Origin of the sequence: Dietzia cercidiphylli (assembly GCF_039531545.1) — a bacterium.
GTDB lineage: Bacteria > Actinomycetota > Actinomycetes > Mycobacteriales > Mycobacteriaceae > Dietzia > Dietzia natronolimnaea.
This window is the reverse complement of record NZ_BAAAQG010000003.1, coordinates 581,165-601,401: the sequence shown is the minus strand read 5'-3', so window position 1 is coordinate 601,401 and position 20,237 is coordinate 581,165. Positions and strand designations below refer to the sequence as shown.

Annotated in this window: 17 protein-coding genes; 8 read left to right on the top strand and 9 right to left on the bottom strand. The window is 70.8% G+C overall.

Annotated elements, in window-relative coordinates; genetic code table 11:
- Positions 1-244 precede the first annotated feature (244 nt).
- The 3 genes from ABD250_RS04610 to ABD250_RS04600 are packed head-to-tail and all read left to right on the top strand — an operon-like array spanning position 245 to position 3,352.
- Complete coding sequence (locus tag ABD250_RS04610; RefSeq protein WP_338404224.1) at positions 245-886, top strand: dTDP-4-dehydrorhamnose 3,5-epimerase family protein; 642 nt, start codon at positions 245-247, stop codon at positions 884-886.
- On the top strand, positions 883-2,217 hold the full coding sequence (locus ABD250_RS04605; protein WP_338404223.1) for an NDP-hexose 2,3-dehydratase family protein: 1,335 nt from the start codon (positions 883-885) through the stop codon (positions 2,215-2,217). Before ABD250_RS04610 ends, ABD250_RS04605 begins: the two co-directional genes overlap by 4 nt.
- Before the next feature lie 25 nt (positions 2,218-2,242).
- Positions 2,243-3,352 (top strand): DegT/DnrJ/EryC1/StrS family aminotransferase, encoded by a 1,110-nt coding sequence (locus ABD250_RS04600; protein WP_182659160.1) that lies wholly within the window; start codon positions 2,243-2,245, stop codon positions 3,350-3,352.
- A gap of 25 nt (positions 3,353-3,377) precedes the next feature.
- Here the strand turns inward: ABD250_RS04600 and ABD250_RS04595 are convergent, their stop codons facing one another.
- The 7 genes from ABD250_RS04595 to ABD250_RS04565 form a co-directional block, all read right to left on the bottom strand.
- Positions 3,378-4,391: an NAD-dependent epimerase/dehydratase family protein gene (locus ABD250_RS04595; protein WP_182659159.1), complete on the bottom strand. Its 1,014-nt coding sequence runs from the start codon at positions 4,389-4,391 to the stop codon at positions 3,378-3,380.
- A gap of 24 nt (positions 4,392-4,415) precedes the next feature.
- Positions 4,416-5,669, bottom strand: a complete 1,254-nt coding sequence (locus ABD250_RS04590) for a class I SAM-dependent methyltransferase (RefSeq protein WP_182659158.1) — start codon at positions 5,667-5,669, stop codon at positions 4,416-4,418.
- Positions 5,670-5,683: 14 nt separating this feature from the next.
- Entirely contained in the window at positions 5,684-7,903 is a 2,220-nt protein-coding gene (locus tag ABD250_RS04585; RefSeq protein ID WP_241730757.1) for a helix-turn-helix transcriptional regulator, read from the bottom strand.
- A 301-nt stretch (positions 7,904-8,204) separates the two neighbouring features.
- Positions 8,205-10,049 carry an ABC transporter ATP-binding protein gene (locus ABD250_RS04580; RefSeq protein ID WP_182659157.1) on the bottom strand — a complete coding sequence of 615 codons (1,845 nt, stop codon included), beginning with the start codon at positions 10,047-10,049 and terminating at the stop codon, positions 8,205-8,207.
- Entirely contained in the window at positions 10,046-11,833 is a 1,788-nt protein-coding gene (locus ABD250_RS04575; protein ID WP_344390879.1) for an ABC transporter transmembrane domain-containing protein, read from the bottom strand. The genes ABD250_RS04580 and ABD250_RS04575 overlap by 4 nt, the downstream gene beginning before the upstream one ends.
- Positions 11,834-11,952: 119 nt before the next feature.
- A complete protein-coding gene (locus ABD250_RS04570) occupies positions 11,953-12,699 on the bottom strand; it encodes a lytic transglycosylase domain-containing protein (RefSeq protein WP_182659153.1) in 747 nt (248 codons plus the stop codon).
- 120 nt (positions 12,700-12,819) lie between these two features.
- Complete coding sequence (locus ABD250_RS04565) at positions 12,820-13,413, bottom strand: TetR/AcrR family transcriptional regulator (RefSeq protein WP_241730756.1); 594 nt, start codon at positions 13,411-13,413, stop codon at positions 12,820-12,822.
- A gap of 45 nt (positions 13,414-13,458) precedes the next feature.
- Here ABD250_RS04565 and ABD250_RS04560 point away from each other — a divergent pair, with 45 nt between their 5' ends.
- The 5 genes from ABD250_RS04560 to ABD250_RS04540 all read left to right on the top strand — a co-directional run bounded on the left by ABD250_RS04560 (position 13,459) and on the right by ABD250_RS04540 (position 18,318).
- Positions 13,459-14,688: an oxygenase MpaB family protein gene (locus ABD250_RS04560; RefSeq protein WP_182659152.1), complete on the top strand. Its 1,230-nt coding sequence runs from the start codon at positions 13,459-13,461 to the stop codon at positions 14,686-14,688.
- Positions 14,689-14,769: 81 nt separating this feature from the next.
- The gene (locus ABD250_RS04555) at positions 14,770-15,477 is read left to right on the top strand and encodes a hypothetical protein (protein ID WP_344390876.1); all 708 of its coding nucleotides are present in this window, start codon (positions 14,770-14,772) and stop codon (positions 15,475-15,477) included.
- Complete coding sequence (locus ABD250_RS04550) at positions 15,474-15,914, top strand: hypothetical protein (protein ID WP_259846145.1); 441 nt, start codon at positions 15,474-15,476, stop codon at positions 15,912-15,914. The genes ABD250_RS04555 and ABD250_RS04550 overlap by 4 nt, the downstream gene beginning before the upstream one ends.
- 49 nt (positions 15,915-15,963) lie before the next feature.
- Positions 15,964-17,343 (top strand): alpha-hydroxy-acid oxidizing protein, encoded by a 1,380-nt coding sequence (locus tag ABD250_RS04545; RefSeq protein WP_344390872.1) that lies wholly within the window; start codon positions 15,964-15,966, stop codon positions 17,341-17,343.
- A 168-nt stretch (positions 17,344-17,511) separates the two neighbouring features.
- The gene (locus ABD250_RS04540) at positions 17,512-18,318 is read left to right on the top strand and encodes a glycosyltransferase (RefSeq protein ID WP_182658558.1); all 807 of its coding nucleotides are present in this window, start codon (positions 17,512-17,514) and stop codon (positions 18,316-18,318) included.
- Positions 18,319-18,396: 78 nt separating this feature from the next.
- Here ABD250_RS04540 and ABD250_RS04535 read toward each other — a convergent pair whose 3' ends face one another.
- Both ABD250_RS04535 and ABD250_RS04530 read right to left on the bottom strand, forming a co-directional pair.
- On the bottom strand, positions 18,397-18,528 hold the full coding sequence (locus ABD250_RS04535; protein ID WP_218873259.1) for a putative transporter small subunit: 132 nt from the start codon (positions 18,526-18,528) through the stop codon (positions 18,397-18,399).
- A gap of 14 nt (positions 18,529-18,542) precedes the next feature.
- Positions 18,543-20,192 (bottom strand): sodium:solute symporter family protein, encoded by a 1,650-nt coding sequence (locus ABD250_RS04530; protein ID WP_422110527.1) that lies wholly within the window; start codon positions 20,190-20,192, stop codon positions 18,543-18,545.
- Positions 20,193-20,237 lie beyond the last annotated feature (45 nt).

Below are 20,237 nucleotides of genomic sequence, written 5' to 3'. Positions count from 1 at the left end.
GATCGGCTCCACGGCACACGCGGGGCGCACGGCCGTCCGAACTCGTTCCCGACCGACGCTATCCACGAGCGGAGAGCGCGCCGACCCCTAGCGACCCCTAGCGACCGGGGTTCGAGATGCCGCCACCCCGATCGCGGCGCGGCCCCACCCCACTCCGACCCCACTCATCGGTCCGCACCGTTGTGACCCGGGTGTCCGGCCGCGCACGCTGGTCCCGACACGGAAGAGATCGAGGTGCAGTGCCGTGAGTACACGACCGTTGGGCATCGAGGGAGCCCACGTGGTGATGCCGCCACGATTCGACGACGAGCGCGGGCACTTCTCCCCGTTCCTCCTCGACTCGCAACTGCACGAGATCGGTGCCGACGGGATGTTCGCACTACGTCAAGGCGCGACGAGCGTGTCCCGCGCGGGAGTGGCCCGGGGCATCCACTTCACCCGGACACCCCCCGGGACCACCAAGTACGTGATGTGTACCGCGGGGCGGGTGAGGGACTACCTGGTCGACCTCCGGGTGGGGTCCCCGACCCGGGGCGTCGTCGAGAGCGTCCTCCTGGACGGCCACGACCTCACGTGCCTGCTCATCCCCTCGGGCGTGGGGCACGCGTTCCACAGCCTGCTCGACGGTTCCCGGATGGTCTACCTGATGTCGGGCGAATACGTACCGGAGGACGAGCTCGCCGTGGACCTCTACGACCCGGAGATCGGCCTGGACCTGCCCGATCCCCGGGAGGTGGTGCTCTCGGAACGGGACAGGAACGCCCCGTCGGCGGCGGAACTCGAGGCATCGGGGATGCTCCCCGACTACGAGGAGAGTCTGCGCGCCGACGCCATGGCCCGAGGCTCGACGGCCGGGCGGACGCCGGCGATCGGGTCGGCCCTGTGAGCCCCACGGGGTCCCGGCGGATGCCCGGCTTCGAGACCGTGGACGAGGTCCTGGGATGGCTCGACGTGCAGCGCGAGCGGATGACCATGACGGCGCGGCCGATTCCGCTGGAGGACCTGCGGAACTGGCACCTCGACCCGGTGAGCGGCAACCTCGGCCACGAGTCCGGGAAGTTCTTCTCCGTCGAGGGCGTCCGCGTCACCGACCCGGCGGGCCCGGTCCCCGCCTGGGACCAGCCGATCATCCATCAACCGGAGATCGGGATCCTCGGCATCCTCGCCGACCGGAGTCGCATCGGCCCCACCCGGTTCCTCATGCAGGCGAAGTTCGAACCGGGCAACCCCGGTGGGGTCCAGCTCTCGCCGACAGTTCAGGCCACCCGGAGCAACTACCTCCGCGTTCACGGTGGTCGCCCCGTCCCCTATCTCGAGCACTTCCGCGACGTCGATCCCGAGTCGGTGCTCGCGGATGTCCGCCAGTCAGAACAGGGCGCCTGGTTCTTCCGCAAACGGAACCGGAACATGATCGTCGAGTCCCGGGACGCCATCGAACCGCGCGAGGGCTTCTGCTGGGTGGGCCTCCCGTTGCTCCTGCAGCTGCTCCACGTGCCCGATCTGCTCAACATGGACGCCCGCACAGTTCTCGCCTGCGCCCCGCCCGAGGCGCTCGCCGGGGTGGAGACGGTCGGCGGAGGAGCGCGGTCGGGCTCGCTCTCGTGGATCACCGACCAGCGGACGGGCACCGAACTGACCGCCGAGTTGATCCCGCTCAACGAGACAGCCCGGTGGCGCCTCGACGACGGGATGATCCGCCACGACAGCGGGGGCCACTTCACGATCCTCGGCGTGGAGGTGACCGCCACGGGGCGCGAGGTCTCGTCCTGGCACCAGCCGATGCTCGCCCCGACGGGGCCCGGGATAGTCGGGGCCCTGGTGACCCGCGAGGGCGGAACCGTGAGCGTGCTGATGCGCTCGCGCACCGAGCCGGGCTGCACCGACGGAGCGGAACTCGGCCCGACGGTGCAGTGCCAGCCCGACACCCTCGAGCGCCACCCCGAGCGCCTCGCACCGCCGTTCCTCGACCGCTTCCTGTCCCCCGAGCCCGGGTCCGTCCGGTTCGACGTGGTCCAGTCGGAGGAGGGCGGCCGCTTCTACTTCGCGCGCAACAGGTACATGGTCGTGGAGATCGACGGCCGGCTGCCCGCCCCCGCCGGATTCCGGTGGTTCGGCCTCGACGAGATCTCGGACTTCATGCGGCATTCCTTCTACCTCAACGTCCAGGCCCGCAGCATCGCGCTGTGCCTGACGAGCCTCGTCGCCGCCCACGCGTGACGTCCATCGACGAAAGGACCGGATCATGACCATCGGGGTGTGGGGATACCTGGAGGAGTACCACAGCGAGAAGGACGACATCCTCGACGCCGTGGAGACGGTGTTCGCCTCCGGACGACTGGTCATGGGCCCGAGCGTCGAGGCCTTCGAGCAGGAGTTCGCCGGATTCCACGGGGTGGGGCACTGCGTGGGCGTCGACAACGGGACCAACGCCCTGGTGCTGGGCCTGCGCGCGCTCGGTGTCGAGCGGGGCGACGAGGTGATCACCGTGTCCAACACCGCGGCACCGACCGTTGTCGCGATCGACGCGGTCGGTGCCCGTCCGGTCTTCGTGGACGTCCGGGAGGAGGACCACCTCATGGACGTCACCGCCGTCGAGGCCGCGATCACCGATCGCACAGCCTGCATCGTCCCCGTGCACCTCTACGGGCAGTGCGTCGACATGACCGCGCTGATGAGCCTGGCCGACTCCAGGGGGATCCCGGTCCTCGAGGACTGCGCCCAGGCTCACGGCGCGCGGCAGCACGGCCGTCTGGCGGGAACCTTCGGACGGGCGGCCGCGTACTCCTTCTATCCGACCAAGGTCCTGGGCGCCTACGGCGACGGCGGTGCGGTGATCACCGACGATCCCCAGGTGGACGCCGAGCTGCGGCGACTACGCTACTACGGGATGGAACGGACCTACTACGTCGTCCAGACCCCGGGACACAACAGCCGCCTCGACGAGGTCCAGGCGGAGATCCTCCGCCGCAAGCTGGGCCGCCTCGACGCCTACATCGACGGGCGGTGCGACATCGCGCGCCGGTACCGCGAGGGCCTCGGCGACACCCCGCTGGTGCTGCCCGGGCAGGCCGTGGGCAACACCCACGTCTACTACGTGCACGTGGTGCGGCATCCCGACAGGGACCAGATCATCGACGAGCTGGGCCGGTGCGGGATCTCGCTGAACATCAGTTACCCGTGGCCGGTGCACACCATGAGCGGATTCCGGCACCTCGGGGTCGAGCGGGGCGCACTCCCGGTCACGGAACACCTCGCGGAGCAGATCTTCTCCCTGCCCATGTACCCGTCGCTCCCACCGCGGGACCAGGACCGGGTCATCACCGAACTGCGCAGGGTGCTCGGCGCCGGGTAGCGGCCCAGCCTCCACCCGGCGAGCCTCATTCTCGAGCGAGCACGTCGCACGTCTGCCGGAGCCCCTCCTCCAGGCGGGTGCTCGCGATCCACCCGGTCTGCTCGGAGAACGGCCCCGGGTCGACCACCGAGGATCTCGCGTCGGTCGGGGTCGCGCCGTCCGGCGGTTCCACGTACTCCACCGGCACCGGCGTGCGGCCCAGTCGAGCGGCGGCGGCCTGGGCGGCGAGGGTGAACAACCGGGTCAGCGTGACCGCCTCGCCGGTGCCGATCGACCACGGCCGGCCTGCCAGCCCGTCCGGGGCGGCGACCGCCCTCCCGACGGCGTCGGCGACGTCCCTGATGTGCACGAGGTCGCGCTCGGCGCTCCCGTCTCCCCAGATCGTCAGCGGCCGATCGTCCAGCGCGGTGCGCAGGATCCCCGCGACGACCCCCCGGCCCACGGTTCCACCCGGCCCGGCCGACCCGTAGACCGTCGGCAGGCGCAGCGAGATCCCCCGCACTCCCCCGCGCCGGGTGGCCTCCATCAGGAGATCCTCGGCCTCCGCCTTGTGCTGCTCGTACCGCGAGAACTCTCCGTGGGCCGAGTGATCGAGGGAGGCCGTGGAGTCGAGGGAGGTCGCGTGGTTGAGGGAGGCCGCGTGGTCCAGGGAGGCCGTTCCCGGCACCACGACGACCGGCGGTGGCAGAGCCGGATCACGGGCGCTGCCGACTGCGGCGAGAACCGACTCCACGACACCCACGTTGACCCTGCGCGCGGCCACGGGGTCGGCGTCTGCGTCCCGCCAGCTGCCGTGCGGCGCGTAGAGGACCGACACCACCACCACGTCTGCATCGGCGACCAGATCGCGGACCGCCCGGGGGTCGGTGACGTCCGCGGCGTGGCGGTGGACCTCACCCGCCGTGAGATCGGGACCCACTGTGGGTGGACGGCGCCCCACCAGCCGAAGTCGGACCCCGGGGCCGTGGAGACGTCGGGCGAGAGCACCGCCCACGTAGCCACCGGCCCCGAGGACCGCGACGGTGCTCGGTTCACACATGGCCCGGTTCAGACACTGTTCGGTTCACACACGGACCGGCTCGGGAGCGGGTTCCGACATCTCGTGAACCCTGGGCACGTACAGGAGCCACCGTCCTCCCGCGTCGAGGAACCCGGTCTCCCGCGCGGTGATCTCCCGGGCGTGATTCCACGCGAACAGGACCGCCACGTCCGGGTACGGGTCGGGGAAGTCCGCCGAGTCGACCACCGGGATCCGGGACCCCGGCGTGAGCAGACCCTGCTTGGCCGGGGTGTTGTCGAAGATCCTCGGGATCAGGTCGGGTCCGATCCCGCACATGTTGAGTACCGTCGCGCTCTTGGCCGTCGCGCCGTAGCCCACCACGGTGAGCCCCTGCGCCCGGAGCTCGGTGAGCGCCGCGTCGAGATCCCGGCGGATATCCGATACCCGGTGCGAGAACGCCTCCAGGGTCGCCGGTTCCGTCAGCCCCGACCGCTCCTCTGCCGCGATCATCACGGTCACAGCGTCGGAGACCTCCCGCGCCCCCGACCGGGCGAGGGTGTACCGCACCTCGCCACCGTGCACGGGGAGCCGCTCCACGTCCACGAGCTCGAGGCCGTGACGACGCGCGAGCTCCTGTACCGACCGAGCGGAGAAGAGGTAGAAGTGCTCGTCGTAGATCTGGTCGAAGGAGGTCTTCTCGACGATGTCGCCGAAGTACGGGTCCTCGAAGACCATGATCCCGTCGGGCGCCAGCAACTCGTTCACACCGGCGAACACCGAGTCCAGGTACGGGATGTGGCACAGCGTGTTGGCGGCGTAGATCACCGTGGCCGGCCCGTGCTCCCCGCGGATCCGGACGGCGGACTCCTCCTCGAAGAAGTCCCCGAGAACTCGCACCCCCTTCTCGACGGCGAGTCGGGCGACCCCTGCCGAGGGCTCCACGCCCAGGTGGTGCATGCCGGCATCGGCCAGGTGGGACAGCATCGTCCCGTCATTGCTCCCCAACTCCACCACGAAGTCGTCTCCCCGGCCGGTCGTGTTCTCCAGGAACCTCGTGGCGCCCCCTTCGAAGTGGGCGCGCATCCCGGCCGAGCCGCCGGACATGAAGGGGTAGGACTCGTGGAACATCTTGTCGCGGTCCACCTCCTCCATGAGCTGGACCATCGTGCAGTCCAGGCACATGCCCACGGCTAGTCGGAACAGGTACTCCTGCGACTCGTCACCGGGGCGGCGGAACGCGTCGGAGAGCGGCTGCATGCCGAAGTCGTGGAACTCCTGCACTCGTCCGCGGCAGATCGTGCAGGGCTTGGTCGTCATCACAGATCCTTGGGTCATATTTCCTTGGCCTCGAGTCGGTACGGGTCGGTGCGTGGTCGGAACACGATGGGGTGAAGGTGATGGCCGGGTCCGGCGTACTCCGCCCGGCTCCTGGCGATCCCGGTGGAGAGATCCACCCGGCCGCTCACTCCGAGCTTCCGGTAGACATTGGTCAGGTGCTGTTCGACGGTGCTGACGGTCACGTGCAGGCGTCGCCCGATCGCGCGGTTGGTCAGTCCCTCGGCGGCGAGTTCTGCCACCCGGAGCTCCGCCCCGCTCAGTCTGTGGTCGTCCCCCTCGTCGTCGGGTCCACTGCCGCGTGGCGCGCGCCCTCCCGTCGGACCCGGGATCCCGGGGAGCATCCACGGAACGGTGTCACCGAGCACCGACCCGGGGAATCCGGCGCGGAGCGCGACGAGTTCGGCCCGAGCCCGTTCCACCACGGGTCCGTCGAGCCCGCACTGCACGGCCAGACGGTCGACGGCCTGGAGATCTCCCATCGCCGCCAACACCGCGCCGTTCTCCGCCAGGCGCCGTGCCCGGGCGAGGAGGACGCGCAGGTCGTGGAAGGTGGTGGCCATGAGATCGGGGGGACCGGACGGGCCGCTGGTACCGGCGGTGTGTACCTCGGCCGCGGCGAGACCCGTCGCCAGTGGGAAGCCGAGAGCCGCGCCCCAACGCCCGCTCGGCAGGATCCGGAACGCCCGGTCGACCAGCAGACGAGCCGCCGGCCGGTCCCCGGTGTGGACGAGCGTGGCGGCGCGCACCGTATGGAGTAGCGCGGACTCGACCGGGTCCGTGGAGGCCTCTGCGACCGCCTCGATGCGGGCCGTCCATCCCGAGAGGTCGGCGTCGGGACGGCGACTCACGAGGGCCTCCACGACGTGTGCGATCGCCTCGGGGACTGCCGGCCCGGAGAGGAGGTCGGCGAGGAGGTGATCGACAGCGGTCTGCAGGTCCACGTCGCCGTCATCAGGACGGGTCACCGCATCGATCAGCGACGTCCACGGGTCCAGGAGCGCGGGGGTGAGATCGCGGACCAGTTCCCGCTCCGGGCCGGCCCACCGCCCGTAGTACCAGGCGTAGGCCAGATGGATCTGGGTGATCACTCTCGGCGTCGGCAGGATCGGTCGGGATCCGAGCCCGGCGATGGCCCGCGTCGCGGCGCCCCGGTCCCCCCGGCGCAGTGCGGCCAGCACGACCGGAACGGCAGCGCTCTCGGGCGCACGGTTGTCGGTTAGGAACCGGACGGTCGGTGAATCCGCGTCACGCGCGGCGGCGGCGCGGAGGTGCTCGGCGGTGCCGTCGATCCTGAACCGCGACCCGTCGATCACCCCCACCGCGCCCAGCGCGTCGAGCAGAGTGCGGGCCTCGGCGTTCGACGTCCCGAGCATCGAGGCGAGGGCCGAGGCGGAAGCGGTGGAGCAGACCGGAACCATGGCCAGTAGACCGCAGAGTTGCTCCGCCTCCGGCCCCAGATGGCGCAGGGCCGAATCGACGCAGCGGAGGTAGGCCCGCCCGGCCCGCAGGGGCGGTCCCGAGCCGTCCAATGTGGCGAGATCCGCGATCAACGCGCTGGCGAGAGCCGGACTACCGTTCGCGCCCTCGATGACGGCATCGGTCAGGGGGGCGTCGTCGACGCCGGCGTCCGCGAGCGCCGCACGGACACCCGACGAGGTGATCGGCGGGACGTAATAGACATAGTCGGTGACGTCGGACAGGACGGAATCCGACCGGGCCGCGGGATTCCAGGGCCCGCCCGAGGTGTAGACGACCATCGCTCCCTGCCGCCGGAGCCATGGCCCGCGGTCCCTGAACGCTGCGAGCGAATGCTGGTCCGCGTACTCCACATCGTCGACGGCGAGCACGATCGGGCCGTCGGCGAGGAGGGGCGCGAGTGCCGCCAGGACCTGGTCGGGTGAGTCCATCGGCCGCCCCTGCTCCGGAAGGGTCACGGGGGTCGAGGGGTGGCGAAGACCGCCGTCGTCGAATTCCAGCGCGGAGCGGACCAGGTCGAGCACGGCTCCGTCAGTATCCCGGTGTTCGGGAGAGCAGGTGACGTAGACGACGCGAGCACCGGAGGCTCTCGCCCGGTCGACGAAGGCACGGAGGATGGCGGTCTTGCCGGACCCCCACGGGCCCAGGATGGAGCAGACGCCTGCGAAGCGATCACCGGCGGAGGCGAGTGAACCGAGGAGGAGGTCCACGAGCGCAGTACGTGCGTCGTCGTCCATCGGTCCTTCCCTGGCCGGTCGAGATCTGCCGGTCGAGATCTGTTGTGCACGAGCAGACTCGACCACCGTAGGGACCCAGTGCGGTCCCCCGGCGACGTCTGGGAGAACACACGGTGAAGGTGCTGCCAGAAAAAACTCATGTACGCGGAATGCTCCCCGAGTCACCGCGCACCGCCGGCGGGTATCGCGTCCTCGTCGTCGTCGTCGGGGTTCTCCTGGCCACCGGGGCGATCGGACCCGCAGCGGCGCCATTCCGGGCGCGCAACCCGGCGCCGCGGCGTGCCAGCCGACCCGCGGGCCGTCAGACTCCCCCGAACCACGCCCGACTGAGCTCGGCGTACCGCCCCTCCGACCGCAGCAGTTCCTGGTGGGTGCCCGATTCCACGATCCGGCCGTGGTCCATCACCAGGATCCGGTCCGCGGTCGCGGCCTGGCTCAGCCGGTGGGCCACCACCAATCCAGCCCTGTCTTTCAGCACCGCGGCCGCTGCCGAGTCGAGGCGTCGGGCACCGGCGGACCCGGCCTCGGCGGTGGCCTCGTCGAGGATCACCACGTCCGGGTCGGCCAGCTCCACGCGGGCCAGGGCGATCATCTGGGCCTGCATCGGATCGAGCGGGTGCCCGCCCTCCCCGATCACGGTGTCGACGCCGTCGGGCAGGTCATCGACCCAGTCCGCCCCGACGGTCTGCAGGGCCGCGCGTACCTCGGCGAGGCCGGCCTCGGGGCGGGGCGCACGGACGTTCTCGGCGATGGTGGTGGCGAAAGAGTGCACCTCCTGGGAGACCATGGTGATGTGCTGCCGCAGGGCCAGCGGGTCGACGTCGGCCAGCGGCACCCCGCCCATGCGGGCGCTCCCGTGGGTGGGCACCACAGACCCGGCGGCGACCAGCGCCAGGGTGCTCTTGCCTGCACCGGTGGACCCGACCACGGCCACCACCTCACCCGGCGCGACGGTCAGGTCGACGTCGATCAGGGCCGGTGCTCCCCCGCCGTAGGAGTGGCTGACGCCGGACAGGTCCAGCGCACCGTGCTGGTCGGTGGCCGACTCGAGCGTGGCGGTGCGCTCGGGCACTGGCATGGTGATCACCCCGACCATCCGGACCAGCGAGGCCCCGGCGGATTGGACCTGGTCGACCATGCCCACCAACGCGCCGATCGGGTTGAACAGTCGGTGGAACAGCAGCGCGGCGGTGGTCACGGCGCCGGCGGTGAGCGTGCCGGCGTCCACCAGGACAAACCCGACGACCAGTAGCAGCCCGAGGACCGTGACCTCGGCGCGGTTGTTCCGGCTGAAGGCGCGGGTGACGAAGTAGAACACCCGGATGGACAGGTCCCGCGCCCGCCCGGAGGCGCCGGTGATCCGGTCCAGCTCGGAGTCCTGGGCATCAAAGGCGTGCAGGGTCCGGGATCCGGTGATGCCGCCGAGGAGCCGGCTGGCACGGGTGCCGAAGGCGGCCCGCTCCGCGGCGTAGATGGGGCCGGACCGGGGCAGGTACCAGCGCAGCGTGGTCCAGTACATGGGCAGCGCGACCAAGCCCACCAGCCCGAGCCTCCAGTCCACCGTGGCCAGCCCGACCCCGGACACGATCACCGTGAACAGCGATTGCACCACCAGCGGGACCACGGCGGTAGCGGCCTGGCTGATCTCGCGGGCGTCCTCGGCCACGCGGGAGACCAGGTCGCCGGTCTCCGTGGTCTCCATCTGCGCCGCGCCCAGGCGCAGGGAGCGGTCCATGACCATCTCACGCAGCCGAGCCACGGTGGGCTCGGTCAGCTGGGCGAGCCAGGCCTGTCCGGCCCAGGTGCAGGCGGCGCCCACGATGCCGGCAGCGGCGATCGCCCCCGCACCGACCCACACCGCGGCGTAGTCCTGGCTTCCGGGCAGGACGTCCACGAGCCAGCCGATCACCCACGGCGCCACCAATCCTGCGACGGAGGCGACCAGGCCGGTCAGGCAGACCAGCAGGAGGTATCCCCGGCGTTCCTTGAGCAGCGGCCACAGCACGGCGAGGGACTCGCGGCCGCTCGCCAGGGGCAGGGTGCCGGTGGTCACCAGGGCCCCGGCGGCGCCCGGCGCTTCTGCAGCACCGGTCTCGGTGTGTGTGGCGGTGCTGATTCCGGTACCGCTGGTGTCTGTGCTGCTCATCGGTCGACCGCCGTCCGGTAACTGGCTGACGACTCGCGCAGCTCGAGATGGGTGCCTGAGTGCGTCTCGCCGCTCCGCGGAAGGTGGACCACCCGGTCGGCGGTCGCGAGGAACGGCGGTGAGGAGGTGACGATCAGCGTCGACCGCCCCGGCCGGCTCGTACGCAGCCGGCGCACGGCCTGGGCGATCTCCCACTCGGTCACGGCGTCCACTGCGCTGGTCGGGTCGTGCAGCACCAGCACGTCCGGGTCGGCGTGCAGAGCGCGGGCGAGCGCGATCCGCTGGCGTTGGCCGCCGGAGAGGTTGCGGCCCCCCTCCTGGACTACGTGGTCAAGGCCGTCGGGGAGGTGCTCGATGATCTCCGCGACGGCCGATGCGCGGAGGACGTCGTCGGAGACCGGGACGCGGACGTGGGCCTCGCCGTCGTGATGTGCGCCGTCACCCCCGCCGTCGTCGCTCGTGCTGCCGTGTCCCCCGCCGTCGTGGCGCATCGCGATGTTGGAGCGGATGGTGCCGACGAACAGATCCACGCGGTGGGGGGCGACGACGACGTGGTCGGCGATCGCCGCGGCCAGGCTGCTGCGTCGATGCCCACCGACCAGCACGGCGTCGGCCCCGTCGCTGTGGCCGGCCATCGCCAGGGTCACCGCGTCGGCGGCGGCCGGCTGCTCGACCACCAGCGCGACGATCTCCCCCGCCGCCACCTCGAGGTCCAGTTCCCGGCCGTCGGGCAGCTCCAAGCCGCTCACCTGCAGGTGCGATCCCTCGGGGACCTCCGATCCGGACTCGTCGACCGGCGCCGACGCCTGCAGGTCGACCAGCCGCTGCGCGGCACCGTGGGACCGGGCGAAGATGCTCACCATGGCCGTGATGAGGCGGACCGGTTCCTCGAAGAACACGGCCACGCCGACCACCGAGACCAGCGTGCCGATCGCCATCTCCCCGGACAGCACTCGGTAGCCGGCGGCCAGCAGGACCAGGGCCAGTACGACGGCCATGCCGAGCGACCCGATGCCCTGGACCCGGCCCGTCCGCTCGGCGGTGACGATGCCCGCGTCGGCGGCGGCACGGGAGGCGTCGCGGTACTGCTCAGCCGCCCAGCGCTCCCCGCCCCCGGCCTTGAGCACGCGCAGACCCGTCATGATGTCGGTGGCGCGGCTGCTCGCCATGCCGATGGCCGTCTGCTGGGCGGTGCTGTGCCGGGAGATGACGCGGCTGGGCAGCGCCACCAGCACCAGACTCAACGGGACGCCGATCAGGACGATCAGCCCCACTAATAGATCGGTCCACAGCAGGTAGGCCGAGATGCCCACGATGCCGATGAGCGCGGACCCGCCCAGGGCGATCTGGCGGAACACCAGGGCCGCGACGTCGGCGTCGGCCGAACACACGGACAGCACGTCACCCGAGCTCGCGTCGTCCATGGCGCGACGCCTGGTCAGCGGCACCCGGGTGGCCTCCACCCGCAGATCGTGCGCCTCTTCTTGGAGTGCGCGGTTGCTCAGTCTGGCGCCGAAGCGATAGCTCAGGCTCAGCACCGTGAACAAGGCGATGAGCCCGAGGACCGACCACAGCATCGCGGTCGCGTCGAGAGGGATGATCGCCCGGTCGACGATCACACCGATCGCGATGGGCACCAGCGCCTCGCAGAGCTGCCACATCGTCATGAGCACCAGCCCGGGGCCCACGAGGCGCTTTCGACGGCCGATCGCCCGGAGCAGGAGCCCGTTCGCGGTCGACGGGATGCCGGTGTCCTGCCGGCGCGTCGATGTGGGTGCTGACATGCGTGTGGGGCTCCCGCCGATGGTGAAGGGCGTCTGTGGGTCTCGCCGACTCACGACACTAGTTCCACCCGGGAACCCGGCGGTCTACGGTCCCTTCCGGCTGCGGCCTACGCGTCCCCCTACGGCGCCGTGGTCCCCACCGAGTACGCCGCCGCGGAGTCGCGCACATCCATCACGTACTCCCGCGAGGCGTTGTAGGCCAGCACGGCCCGCTGCCAGTTCTCGGCAACCGAGAGGTCTCCCCCGTTCTCGCACAGCAACCGGGCGGCGGCCACGGCGGCGTCGTCGATCTGGTTGGGGTCGGCCCGCCCGTCGCCGTTGGCGTCGACTCCGTACTTGCGCCACGACTCGGGGATGAACTGCATGGGCCCCACGGCACGGTCGAACTCCTGGTCTCCGTCCAGTTCCCCGCCGTCGGTGTCCGGGATGTTGGCGAATCCGGGCGAGCCGTCCAACTGGATACCGATGATCGGCGGCAGCGCGTAGCCGTCGTCGTTCAGGGAGGCTCCCCGGTAGCGACCGTGCCGGGTCTCCACGTGCCCGATCCCGGCGAGGGTCGTCCACGCCAGGTTGCACTCGGGCCGGGTCTGCCGCATGGTCTCGGCGGCGTTGCCGTAGGCGGCCAGGGCGGCGACCGGGATGTTCATCTGCTCGTTGATCCCCTGCGCCCAGGGCCGCAGCTGATAGGAGGTCCGGCCGGGGGCATTGATGTCGACGGCAGGGACGGGAGCTCCGGCGGCGGGTGGGATGCCGGGCGGGATGGCGACCGGGGCTTCACGGGTGGGCCCGTACGAACAGGCTGATGCCACCACGGCCGCGGCGAGGGACAGGGCCACAGCGCAGCCGCGGCGGGGGCGAATAGTCATTGAGTGCCATTCTGCCGAAAAGCCGCGGCGGGGGCGAATAGTCATTGAGTGCCATTCTGCCGAAAACTCGCCACGGCCCGCCTCGGGGGATTCCCTGATCTCACCCGCACCTGCCCTGATTCACCCGCGCGGGCCGTACCCCCCGGCCAAAGCGGTGAACTCGTCCAACAGGGCCGCCCGGCTGATCTTGGGTTGATCCAGCACCCAGCGCACGGCCACGTTCTCCACTGCCATCACGATCACCCACGCGCGCGCGGCGGGATCACCGGCCGTGACCCCCGCCGCGGAGAGGTAGACGGCGAGGAGTTCACGCACCCGGAGCTCGAGTGCGTGCTGCGCGGCCCGGTGACGCACGGCGGGAAGTTCCTCCCACACGATCCGCAGCAGCCCGGCGTCCACCTCCAGCGCGGTCAGCAGGGCGTCGGCGATGGAGCGGACCGTGCCGGGGTTCTGGACGTCGACTGGACCGGCGCCGGCGAGCGAGGCGGCAACCCGGTCGGAGATCTCCGCCGACCATCGGTCCATGACCTCGGTGACCAGGGCCGATTTGTCCGGGAAGTACTGGTACAGCGAGCCCGGGCTGACCCGGGCCTCGTCGGCGACGCGGTTGGTGGTGAACGAGTCGTAGCCGTCGCGCACGAGCACGACGCGAGCCGCCTCCACGATCCTCTCGACCATCGCCCGGGAACGTGCCTGCTGGGGGACCTTTCTCATGAACGCGAATTGTATGCGAGTAATTACTCGCGTCATAGTTGCACCATGACCACAGCGCCTGAGCGTGACACCGTCACCTCCTCATACCCCACCCGATACCGCGAGGCCGAGGACCGCTCCCGCCGCATGGGTCGCGCCCTCAAGCACATCGCCCGCGTGGACCAGATCGACGAGCAGCTCATGGACCGCCTGGGCCGCGGATACCTGGAGAAGGACGAGCCCGGCGCCCGCCTGGCCCGCGCCATGCGGCTGCGGTCCGGCGAGCCCGGGGCCGTGAGCCGGCGGCAGCTCGACGAGGCCCTCACGAGCGGCTCGGCGGGCCTGCCCGACGACGCCCCCGAGGTGCTCCGCGAGTACATCGCCCTCCTCGAGGACACCCCGGACTGGGTCGACTGGGACCAGATCGCCCACGGCCAGAAGGTGTACCTGCGCCTGGGCCAGAACGCCGCGGACATCCTGCTCCAACTCTCGCTGATCGGCGGCTACCGCTTCGGCGGACCCACCGACCTCCTGGTGGCCACCGGCGGCCTGACCGGCAACACCACGCTGCGTCGCCTGGCCGAGACCAGCCACTGGACCATGTCCCTCTCGATTCCCGACGGGCTGCGGCCGGGCGGCGAGTCGTGGCGCCTGACCGGGCACGTGCGGGCCATGCACGCCGTGGTCAACGAGGCGATGGAGCCGCGCTGGGACACCGGACGGTGGGGACTGCCCATCAGCCAGAGCGACCTGGCCGCCACCCTCGGCCTCTTCGACGCCGTTGTCCTGTTGGGCGTGCGCACCCTGGGCGTGCCGATGTCCCGCCGGGACTCCGACGCCGTGATGCACGTGTGGCGCTACGTGGGATGGCTGATGGGGGTCGACGACGACTTCCTGGTCGGCCGCGAGAGGGACCGGCACCGGATCAACTATCACATCCTGCTGGCCCAGGCAGGGCTCAGCGAGGCTGGACCGCAACTGACCCAGGCCCTGGTCGCGGCGCAGCGTCAGCGCAAGCGCAGCGGGCCGCTCCCCGGCGTGCAGGCGTGGCTGGGGCACGAGCGACTGCTGAGCATGCTCACGGTGCTACTCGGCCGCGAGTCCATGCGCGAGTTCGGCCTGCCCGTCCGGCCGCCGTGGGCGCATGCCTACCTGGTGGCACTGAACGGGCTGCGGTACCGCACCCCGTGGGGCCGCGCCCGGCTCGATGCGTGGGGGGAGAAGGTCCGCGACCGCGAGCGCAAGCAGACCTTCGGCGATGCCGCCGCCGATATCGGTAGGCCGCTCGCCTCGTGAGGTCCGTTCGCCTGATCTGCGCCCATTAGGCCCTTTCGGCTAATTGCTCGAAATTAGGCATTTTCACCTCCTGTCGGCCGGATGTGGGAAGATCGCCTCATGTACGTGGTGACGATCGACCAGCGCGGTAGCCGGGTCGCCGACGACCTGGTGCCGGGACTGCTCGAGGCCCTGGCGGTCATCCCCTGCGCGGCCGCCTTCGAGCGGACGGCCGGCGACGAGGTCCAGGGCCTGCTGACCGACCCCGCCGCGGTGCGCCGCGCACTGCTCGTGGCGCTACGCGGCGGCGAGTGGCACTGCGGCGTGGGGGCCGGAGAGGTCGACGACGACTCCTACGCCTCCGGCACCAGGGCCGGCCGCGGGCCCGCCTATCTGGCCGCGCGTGACGCGGTCGAGGCGGCCAAGGGCCTGAGCAGCTCGGTCGCGGTGCGCGTCCCGGCGACACCCGGCGCCGGGGCCGGAGCCGGGGCCGGGGCCGGAGCGGGGTCCGACGCTGCGGCCTGGGCCGGAGCCGGGTCCGACGCTGCGGCCTGGGCCGCGGACTGCGAGGCCGTGTGGGGACTCACCGCTCCGCTCATCCTCGACCGCACCGAGGCGCAGTGGCGGGTCGTGGACGCCGTCGACCGCTCCCCCACCCAGGCGGCGGCCGCACACGAACTGGACATCACCCCGGCCTCGGTCAACGGCGCGCTGCGGCTCTCGCGCATCCGGGAGGAGCGGGCCGCTTACCCGGCGCTCGACCGGCTCCTCGCCGGCGCACACGCTGCGGCGACGGGAGGCACACGATGAGCACCTGGCCCGAATGGATCCCCGTCACGATCGTCGTGGTGCTCAGCCTTCTCGCCTCGGCCGGGCTCGGATCGCCGATCGCGTCCCTGGTCCTGCGCTCCGCGCACGTGCCCGACCCGCCGACGGTCGAGGTCAGCGGGGATTCCCGCAGCCCGGTGGTGCAGCGGCGCGAGAACTCCGAACCGCAGGTCCGCGAGGTGCTGCGGGGCGGGATGTGGATCGGGATCCTCGAACGGGTGGGGCTCACGGCCGCGATCCTGGCCGGACGCTTCGAACTGGCCGCTGTCGTGGTGGCGATCAAGGCCCTGGGCCGCTACCCGGAGATCCGCGAGAACCCCGCCGTGAGCGAGCGGTTCATCATCGGCACGCTCACCTCGCTCCTCGTGGCGGCGGCGTGCGGGGCGGCCGGGCTGGTGGTGTTGGGCGTCGTGGGCTGACCTCGTGCGCGGCCCTCGGGCCGACCGAACCCTCAGTACGCTCGCCGGTATGACGTCTGACTCCGCGACCTCCCACGCAGGCTCCCCCGGCGACGCCGACGACAGGACGGGACGTGCCGGCGCCGAGCCCGAGAACGTCGCCCCCGGCCGGGCACGCCAGAACACCATCTACCGGGCCGGTGTCTCGGGCATCACCCCCACGGTGCCGACCAGCGCGGAGAAGCTCGAGGCCGCCGCACGCCGCGCCCTGCTGCGCCGCCCCGGCGGCAGAAAGGCCTGGGCCTACGTCTACGGAGGGGCCGGCTCCGGGGTCACGATGAGCGCCAACCGCGAGGCGCTCGACCGGCGCCGACTGGTCCCGCGCGTCCTGCGCAGCACCGACCAGCGGGACCTGTCGACGCAGGTGCTAGGGCAGACGCTGCCCGCGCCCGTCCTGGTCGCACCGATCGGCGCCGCGGGCCTGGTGCGCCGCGACGCCGACGTCCACATCGGGCGCGCCGCGGCCGAGCGCGGACTGCCGTACATCCTGTCCTCCCAGGGCTCGTCGCCGATGGAGGCCACTGCCGCGGCGATGAAGGACGGGCCGCGCTGGTTCCAGCTGTACTGGAGCAGGGACGAGCAGCTTGTCGACAGCTTCATCTCCCGGGCGGAGGCCGCGGGCGCCGGGGCGCTGGTCGTCACCCTCGACACCACGACGCTCGGCTGGCGGCCGTGGGATCTCGACCTGGGATCGCTCCCGTTCACGAGGGGGGTCGGGATCGCCCAGTACACCTCCGACCCCCGCTTCGCCGAGATGGTGGCCGACCGGGTCGCGCGTGAGGCCGCCGCCGGCGCCGGCACGGACCCCGACGCGGTCAAGGTCACGCCGAAGGCCGTCGTGACGCTGCTCGAGATGGCCCGGAACCACCCGGGCGCGTTCCGCAGGAACCTCACCGCCCCCGAGACCCGCGCCGCCGTCCAGACCTTTCTCGACACGTTCTCCAACCCGGCGCTGAACTGGGACCACATCGCCACGCTGCGGGACCGGACGCGACTGCCGGTCGTCCTCAAGGGCGTCCTGCACCCGGAGGACGCCCAGCGGGCCTTCGACATGGGCGTCGACGCGGTCATGGTCTCCAACCACGGGGGCCGCCAGGTGGACGGGTCCATCGGCACGCTGGACGCCCTCGTGCGCATCCGCGAGGCCGTCGGCCCCGAGCCGACCCTGCTGCTGGACTCCGGCATCCGCAACGGCACGGACGTGGTCAAGGCCATGGCGTGCGGCGCGGACGCCGTGACGATCGGCCGGCCGCACATCTACGGGCTCGCCATCGCCGGGCAGCGGGGGGTGGGCGAGGTGCTCGACAACCTGCTCGCGGAGATCGACCTCACGCTGTCCCTGTGTGGCGCGAGCTCGTGGGACGACGTGGACGCCTCGCTCCTGGCCTGAGGCGGACGCCGCTCTTCCTGTCCATCCGCCGCTGCTCCCGGCCACCCGCCACTGCTCCGGCCACCCACCGCCTCGCGGTACGCCTGACGGAAAAGACCCTCGGTCTCCGCGATACTGCTCGCAGGCGTCGGCACCCTGCCCGCCCCCAGACCGACCGCGAGGACCTCGATGCGTGACCCCGAACTGTCCGTCCTGCTCACCGTCTACCACGCGATCGCGCCCTCGCAGCTCCGCGATGCCCTGGACAGTGTGCACGCGCAGACGGTTCAGCCGGCTGAGGTGATCGTGGTGGAGGACGGTCCCCTGCCGCCCGCGCTGCGTGAGGTCCTGGACTCCACCCCGGACCTGCAGCGGTTCGCGCTACCCCAGAACCTCGGCGCCGCCGCGGCGTCCCAACGCGGGTTCGACGAGGTCCGGACCAGCTGGGTCGCCCGCCAGGACGCCGACGACATCTCCCTGCCCGAGCGGTTCGAGCGGCAACTCGACGCCGCCCGCACGCTCGGGGTGGACGTCCTGGGTTCGGCGATGCTCGAGTTCGACACCGACCCGGAGCACCCGAAGGCCATGCGCGCCCTGCCCACCGAGCACGAGGACATCGCCCGCTACGCGCGCATCAACAACCCGGTCAACAACCCGTCCCTGCTGGCCCGCACCGACGCCATCCGCGCCGTCGGCGGGTACCGCCACGTGCCCTACCAGGAGGACTACGACCTGATGATCCGCCTGATCGGCGCGGGCTACCGCCTGCACAACCTGCCCGAACCGCTGGTGAAGTTCCGCGTCACTGATGCTCAGTTCTCCCGTCGCAAGAGCCGCCAGCTCACGGCCTCCGAGCGCACCATTCAACGCACCCTCCTCGACGCGGGCATGATCTCCCGTCCCCGCGCCGTGGCCAACTACCTCGCCCGCAACGCCTACCGGCGTCTGCCCGCCCCCGCCATGAACGCGGCCTACCGACGGATCTTCCACAGCTGACCGACCCCGCTCCTGACACGGGTGTGCCCCCTCACCGCAATCGGCGAGGGGGCACACGCGTAGTGCCGTCGAGCACGCTCAGATGATCGGCACGCCGTCCCGCTTGGCCTCGGCGGCCTCCCTGATGAAGGCTCCTACCAGGACGGCCAGGACGCCGGCCACGATCACGGGCCAGATCAGGACGTAGATCGTCAGAAGTATCGGTGTCATCTGCAGTTCCTCTCCTAGACGCGGACGACGTCGTCGTCGTCATCGTTCTTGTTCTCGGCCGTGTTCCGGGCGTCGGCGTCGGCGAGCTCCTCCGCCACCGCGTCGGTGTCGTAGTCGGCGGTGGCCAACGCGATCTCGTCGAAGTCGTAGTCCATCGAACTGCGGTACGACATCGCCACGCAGACGATCGTGCTGACCGCGTACGCGACGAGTGAGGCCGTGAGCGTGTCGTAGTCACGCAGGAAGCCGAGGATGAACGGCGCGCTGCCGAGGGCCGCGACGACAGCCACGACGAGCGCCGGCCTGAGTCCCAGGAAGCCGAACACCATCAGGCCCAGGACCACGCCCACACCCACCACGGCGAGCGCCTCGACGGCGTATGCGAGCACGCCGGAGTCCGGGATCAGCCCGAAGCGAGTGGGCAGGAAGACCGCCAGGGCGACCAGCACGGAGACGGTGAAGGCCGAGTTGGTGACCTTCTTCCAGTAGAAGCTCGCGATCACCGGGAAGACCAGTGCGCCCCACAGCGCGCCCACGAACACCAACAGATCGAGGATGTTGAACCGGATGTTGGCGAAGAACAAGGCGGCCACCGTGGCCAGGACCATGGTGATCCGGCCGACGATGAGCATCACCCGGGGGTTGGGCACCGTGCCACGGCCGCGCATGCCCTGCCCGTACAGGTCGCTCATCGCGATCGACGACATCGCGGACAGGTCCGAGTCCGCGGTGGAGGACAGCGAACCGATGATCATGATGAAGAACACCGCCACCAGGACACCGGGCAGGTACTCGGCCGCCACCTGGGGAAGCACGTTGTTCGGGTCGCCGTCGACGGGATCGATCCCCGCGTAGAGGGCGAGCACGCCGACCATGCCGATGCCGATGATCGTGGCGCCGTACCCGATGGTCGCCGTGATGAAGGTCGGCCTGATCAGGTCCTCGCGGACCGCGAACAGTCGCTGCGCGATGGTCTGGTTGCCGATCGCGTAGGCGAGGACGGCAGCGATGTACGGAGCACCCTGGTTGAGGAACGCATCCGAGGAGAAGAACGACTGCTGCTGCGGGGTCAGGTTCTGGGCCCCGGTGGTGAACAGGTCGACTCCACCGAGGAAGAAGAACATCGACGGCACGATGATGATCACCGCGCCGAGCATCGCCAGTACCTGCGCGAAGTCGGTGAGCACGGAGGCGCGGAAACCGGACCACAGCGTGTAGAGCAGGACGCCCGCGGCGATCACGATCACGCCCTGGATGAAGCTGAACGGGCTGAGCATCGAGATCAGCGCGCCGCCGGCGATGAAGTTCGACGTCAACGAGATGACGGAACCCAGGATATTGGATCCGGCCAGCATGAACTGGGAGGACCTACCGTGGCGGGCGAACATGACCTCCGCGAGAGTGTGCGCCTGCGGGGCGACCTCGCGGATGCGTTTACCGAAGGGATAGATGAACAGGATCATCAGGGCTCCCCAGAACCCGTAGTGGATCGGCCCTGAAATGCCGTAGAGGTATCCGGAGTTGACCGAGGCGTACATGGAGGACGCCCAGATCCACGTGGCGGTCATCGACGCGGCCGAGATCCCGAACCCGATCTTGTGGCCGGCGGTCATGAAACTGTCGGCGTTCTCTTTCCTCTTGGCGATCCGCGTGGACATGACCATGGTGCCGCCGTAGAACAACACCAGAAGTAGAACCACGGCCGTTGC

Bases quoted from the DNA above. Each gene is read 5' to 3' on its own strand.
- ABD250_RS04600 (WP_182659160.1), top strand. From the start codon at position 2,243: ATGACCATCGGGGTGTGGGGATACCTGGAGGAGTACCACAGCGAGAAG.
- ABD250_RS04595 (WP_182659159.1), bottom strand. From the start codon at position 4,391: ATGTGTGAACCGAGCACCGTCGCGGTCCTCGGGGCCGGTGGCTACGTG.
- ABD250_RS04590 (WP_182659158.1), bottom strand. From the start codon at position 5,669: ATGACGACCAAGCCCTGCACGATCTGCCGCGGACGAGTGCAGGAGTTC.
- ABD250_RS04585 (WP_241730757.1), bottom strand. From the start codon at position 7,903: ATGGACGACGACGCACGTACTGCGCTCGTGGACCTCCTCCTCGGTTCA.
- ABD250_RS04580 (WP_182659157.1), bottom strand. From the start codon at position 10,049: ATGAGCAGCACAGACACCAGCGGTACCGGAATCAGCACCGCCACACAC.
- ABD250_RS04575 (WP_344390879.1), bottom strand. From the start codon at position 11,833: ATGTCAGCACCCACATCGACGCGCCGGCAGGACACCGGCATCCCGTCG.
- ABD250_RS04570 (WP_182659153.1), bottom strand. From the start codon at position 12,699: ATGACTATTCGCCCCCGCCGCGGCTGCGCTGTGGCCCTGTCCCTCGCC.
- ABD250_RS04565 (WP_241730756.1), bottom strand. From the start codon at position 13,413: ATGAGAAAGGTCCCCCAGCAGGCACGTTCCCGGGCGATGGTCGAGAGG.
- ABD250_RS04560 (WP_182659152.1), top strand. From the start codon at position 13,459: ATGACCACAGCGCCTGAGCGTGACACCGTCACCTCCTCATACCCCACC.
- ABD250_RS04555 (WP_344390876.1), top strand. From the start codon at position 14,770: ATGTGGGAAGATCGCCTCATGTACGTGGTGACGATCGACCAGCGCGGT.
- ABD250_RS04550 (WP_259846145.1), top strand. From the start codon at position 15,474: ATGAGCACCTGGCCCGAATGGATCCCCGTCACGATCGTCGTGGTGCTC.
- ABD250_RS04545 (WP_344390872.1), top strand. From the start codon at position 15,964: ATGACGTCTGACTCCGCGACCTCCCACGCAGGCTCCCCCGGCGACGCC.
- ABD250_RS04540 (WP_182658558.1), top strand. From the start codon at position 17,512: ATGCGTGACCCCGAACTGTCCGTCCTGCTCACCGTCTACCACGCGATC.
- ABD250_RS04535 (WP_218873259.1), bottom strand. From the start codon at position 18,528: ATGACACCGATACTTCTGACGATCTACGTCCTGATCTGGCCCGTGATC.
- ABD250_RS04530 (WP_422110527.1), bottom strand. From the start codon at position 20,192: ATGGTCATGTCCACGCGGATCGCCAAGAGGAAAGAGAACGCCGACAGT.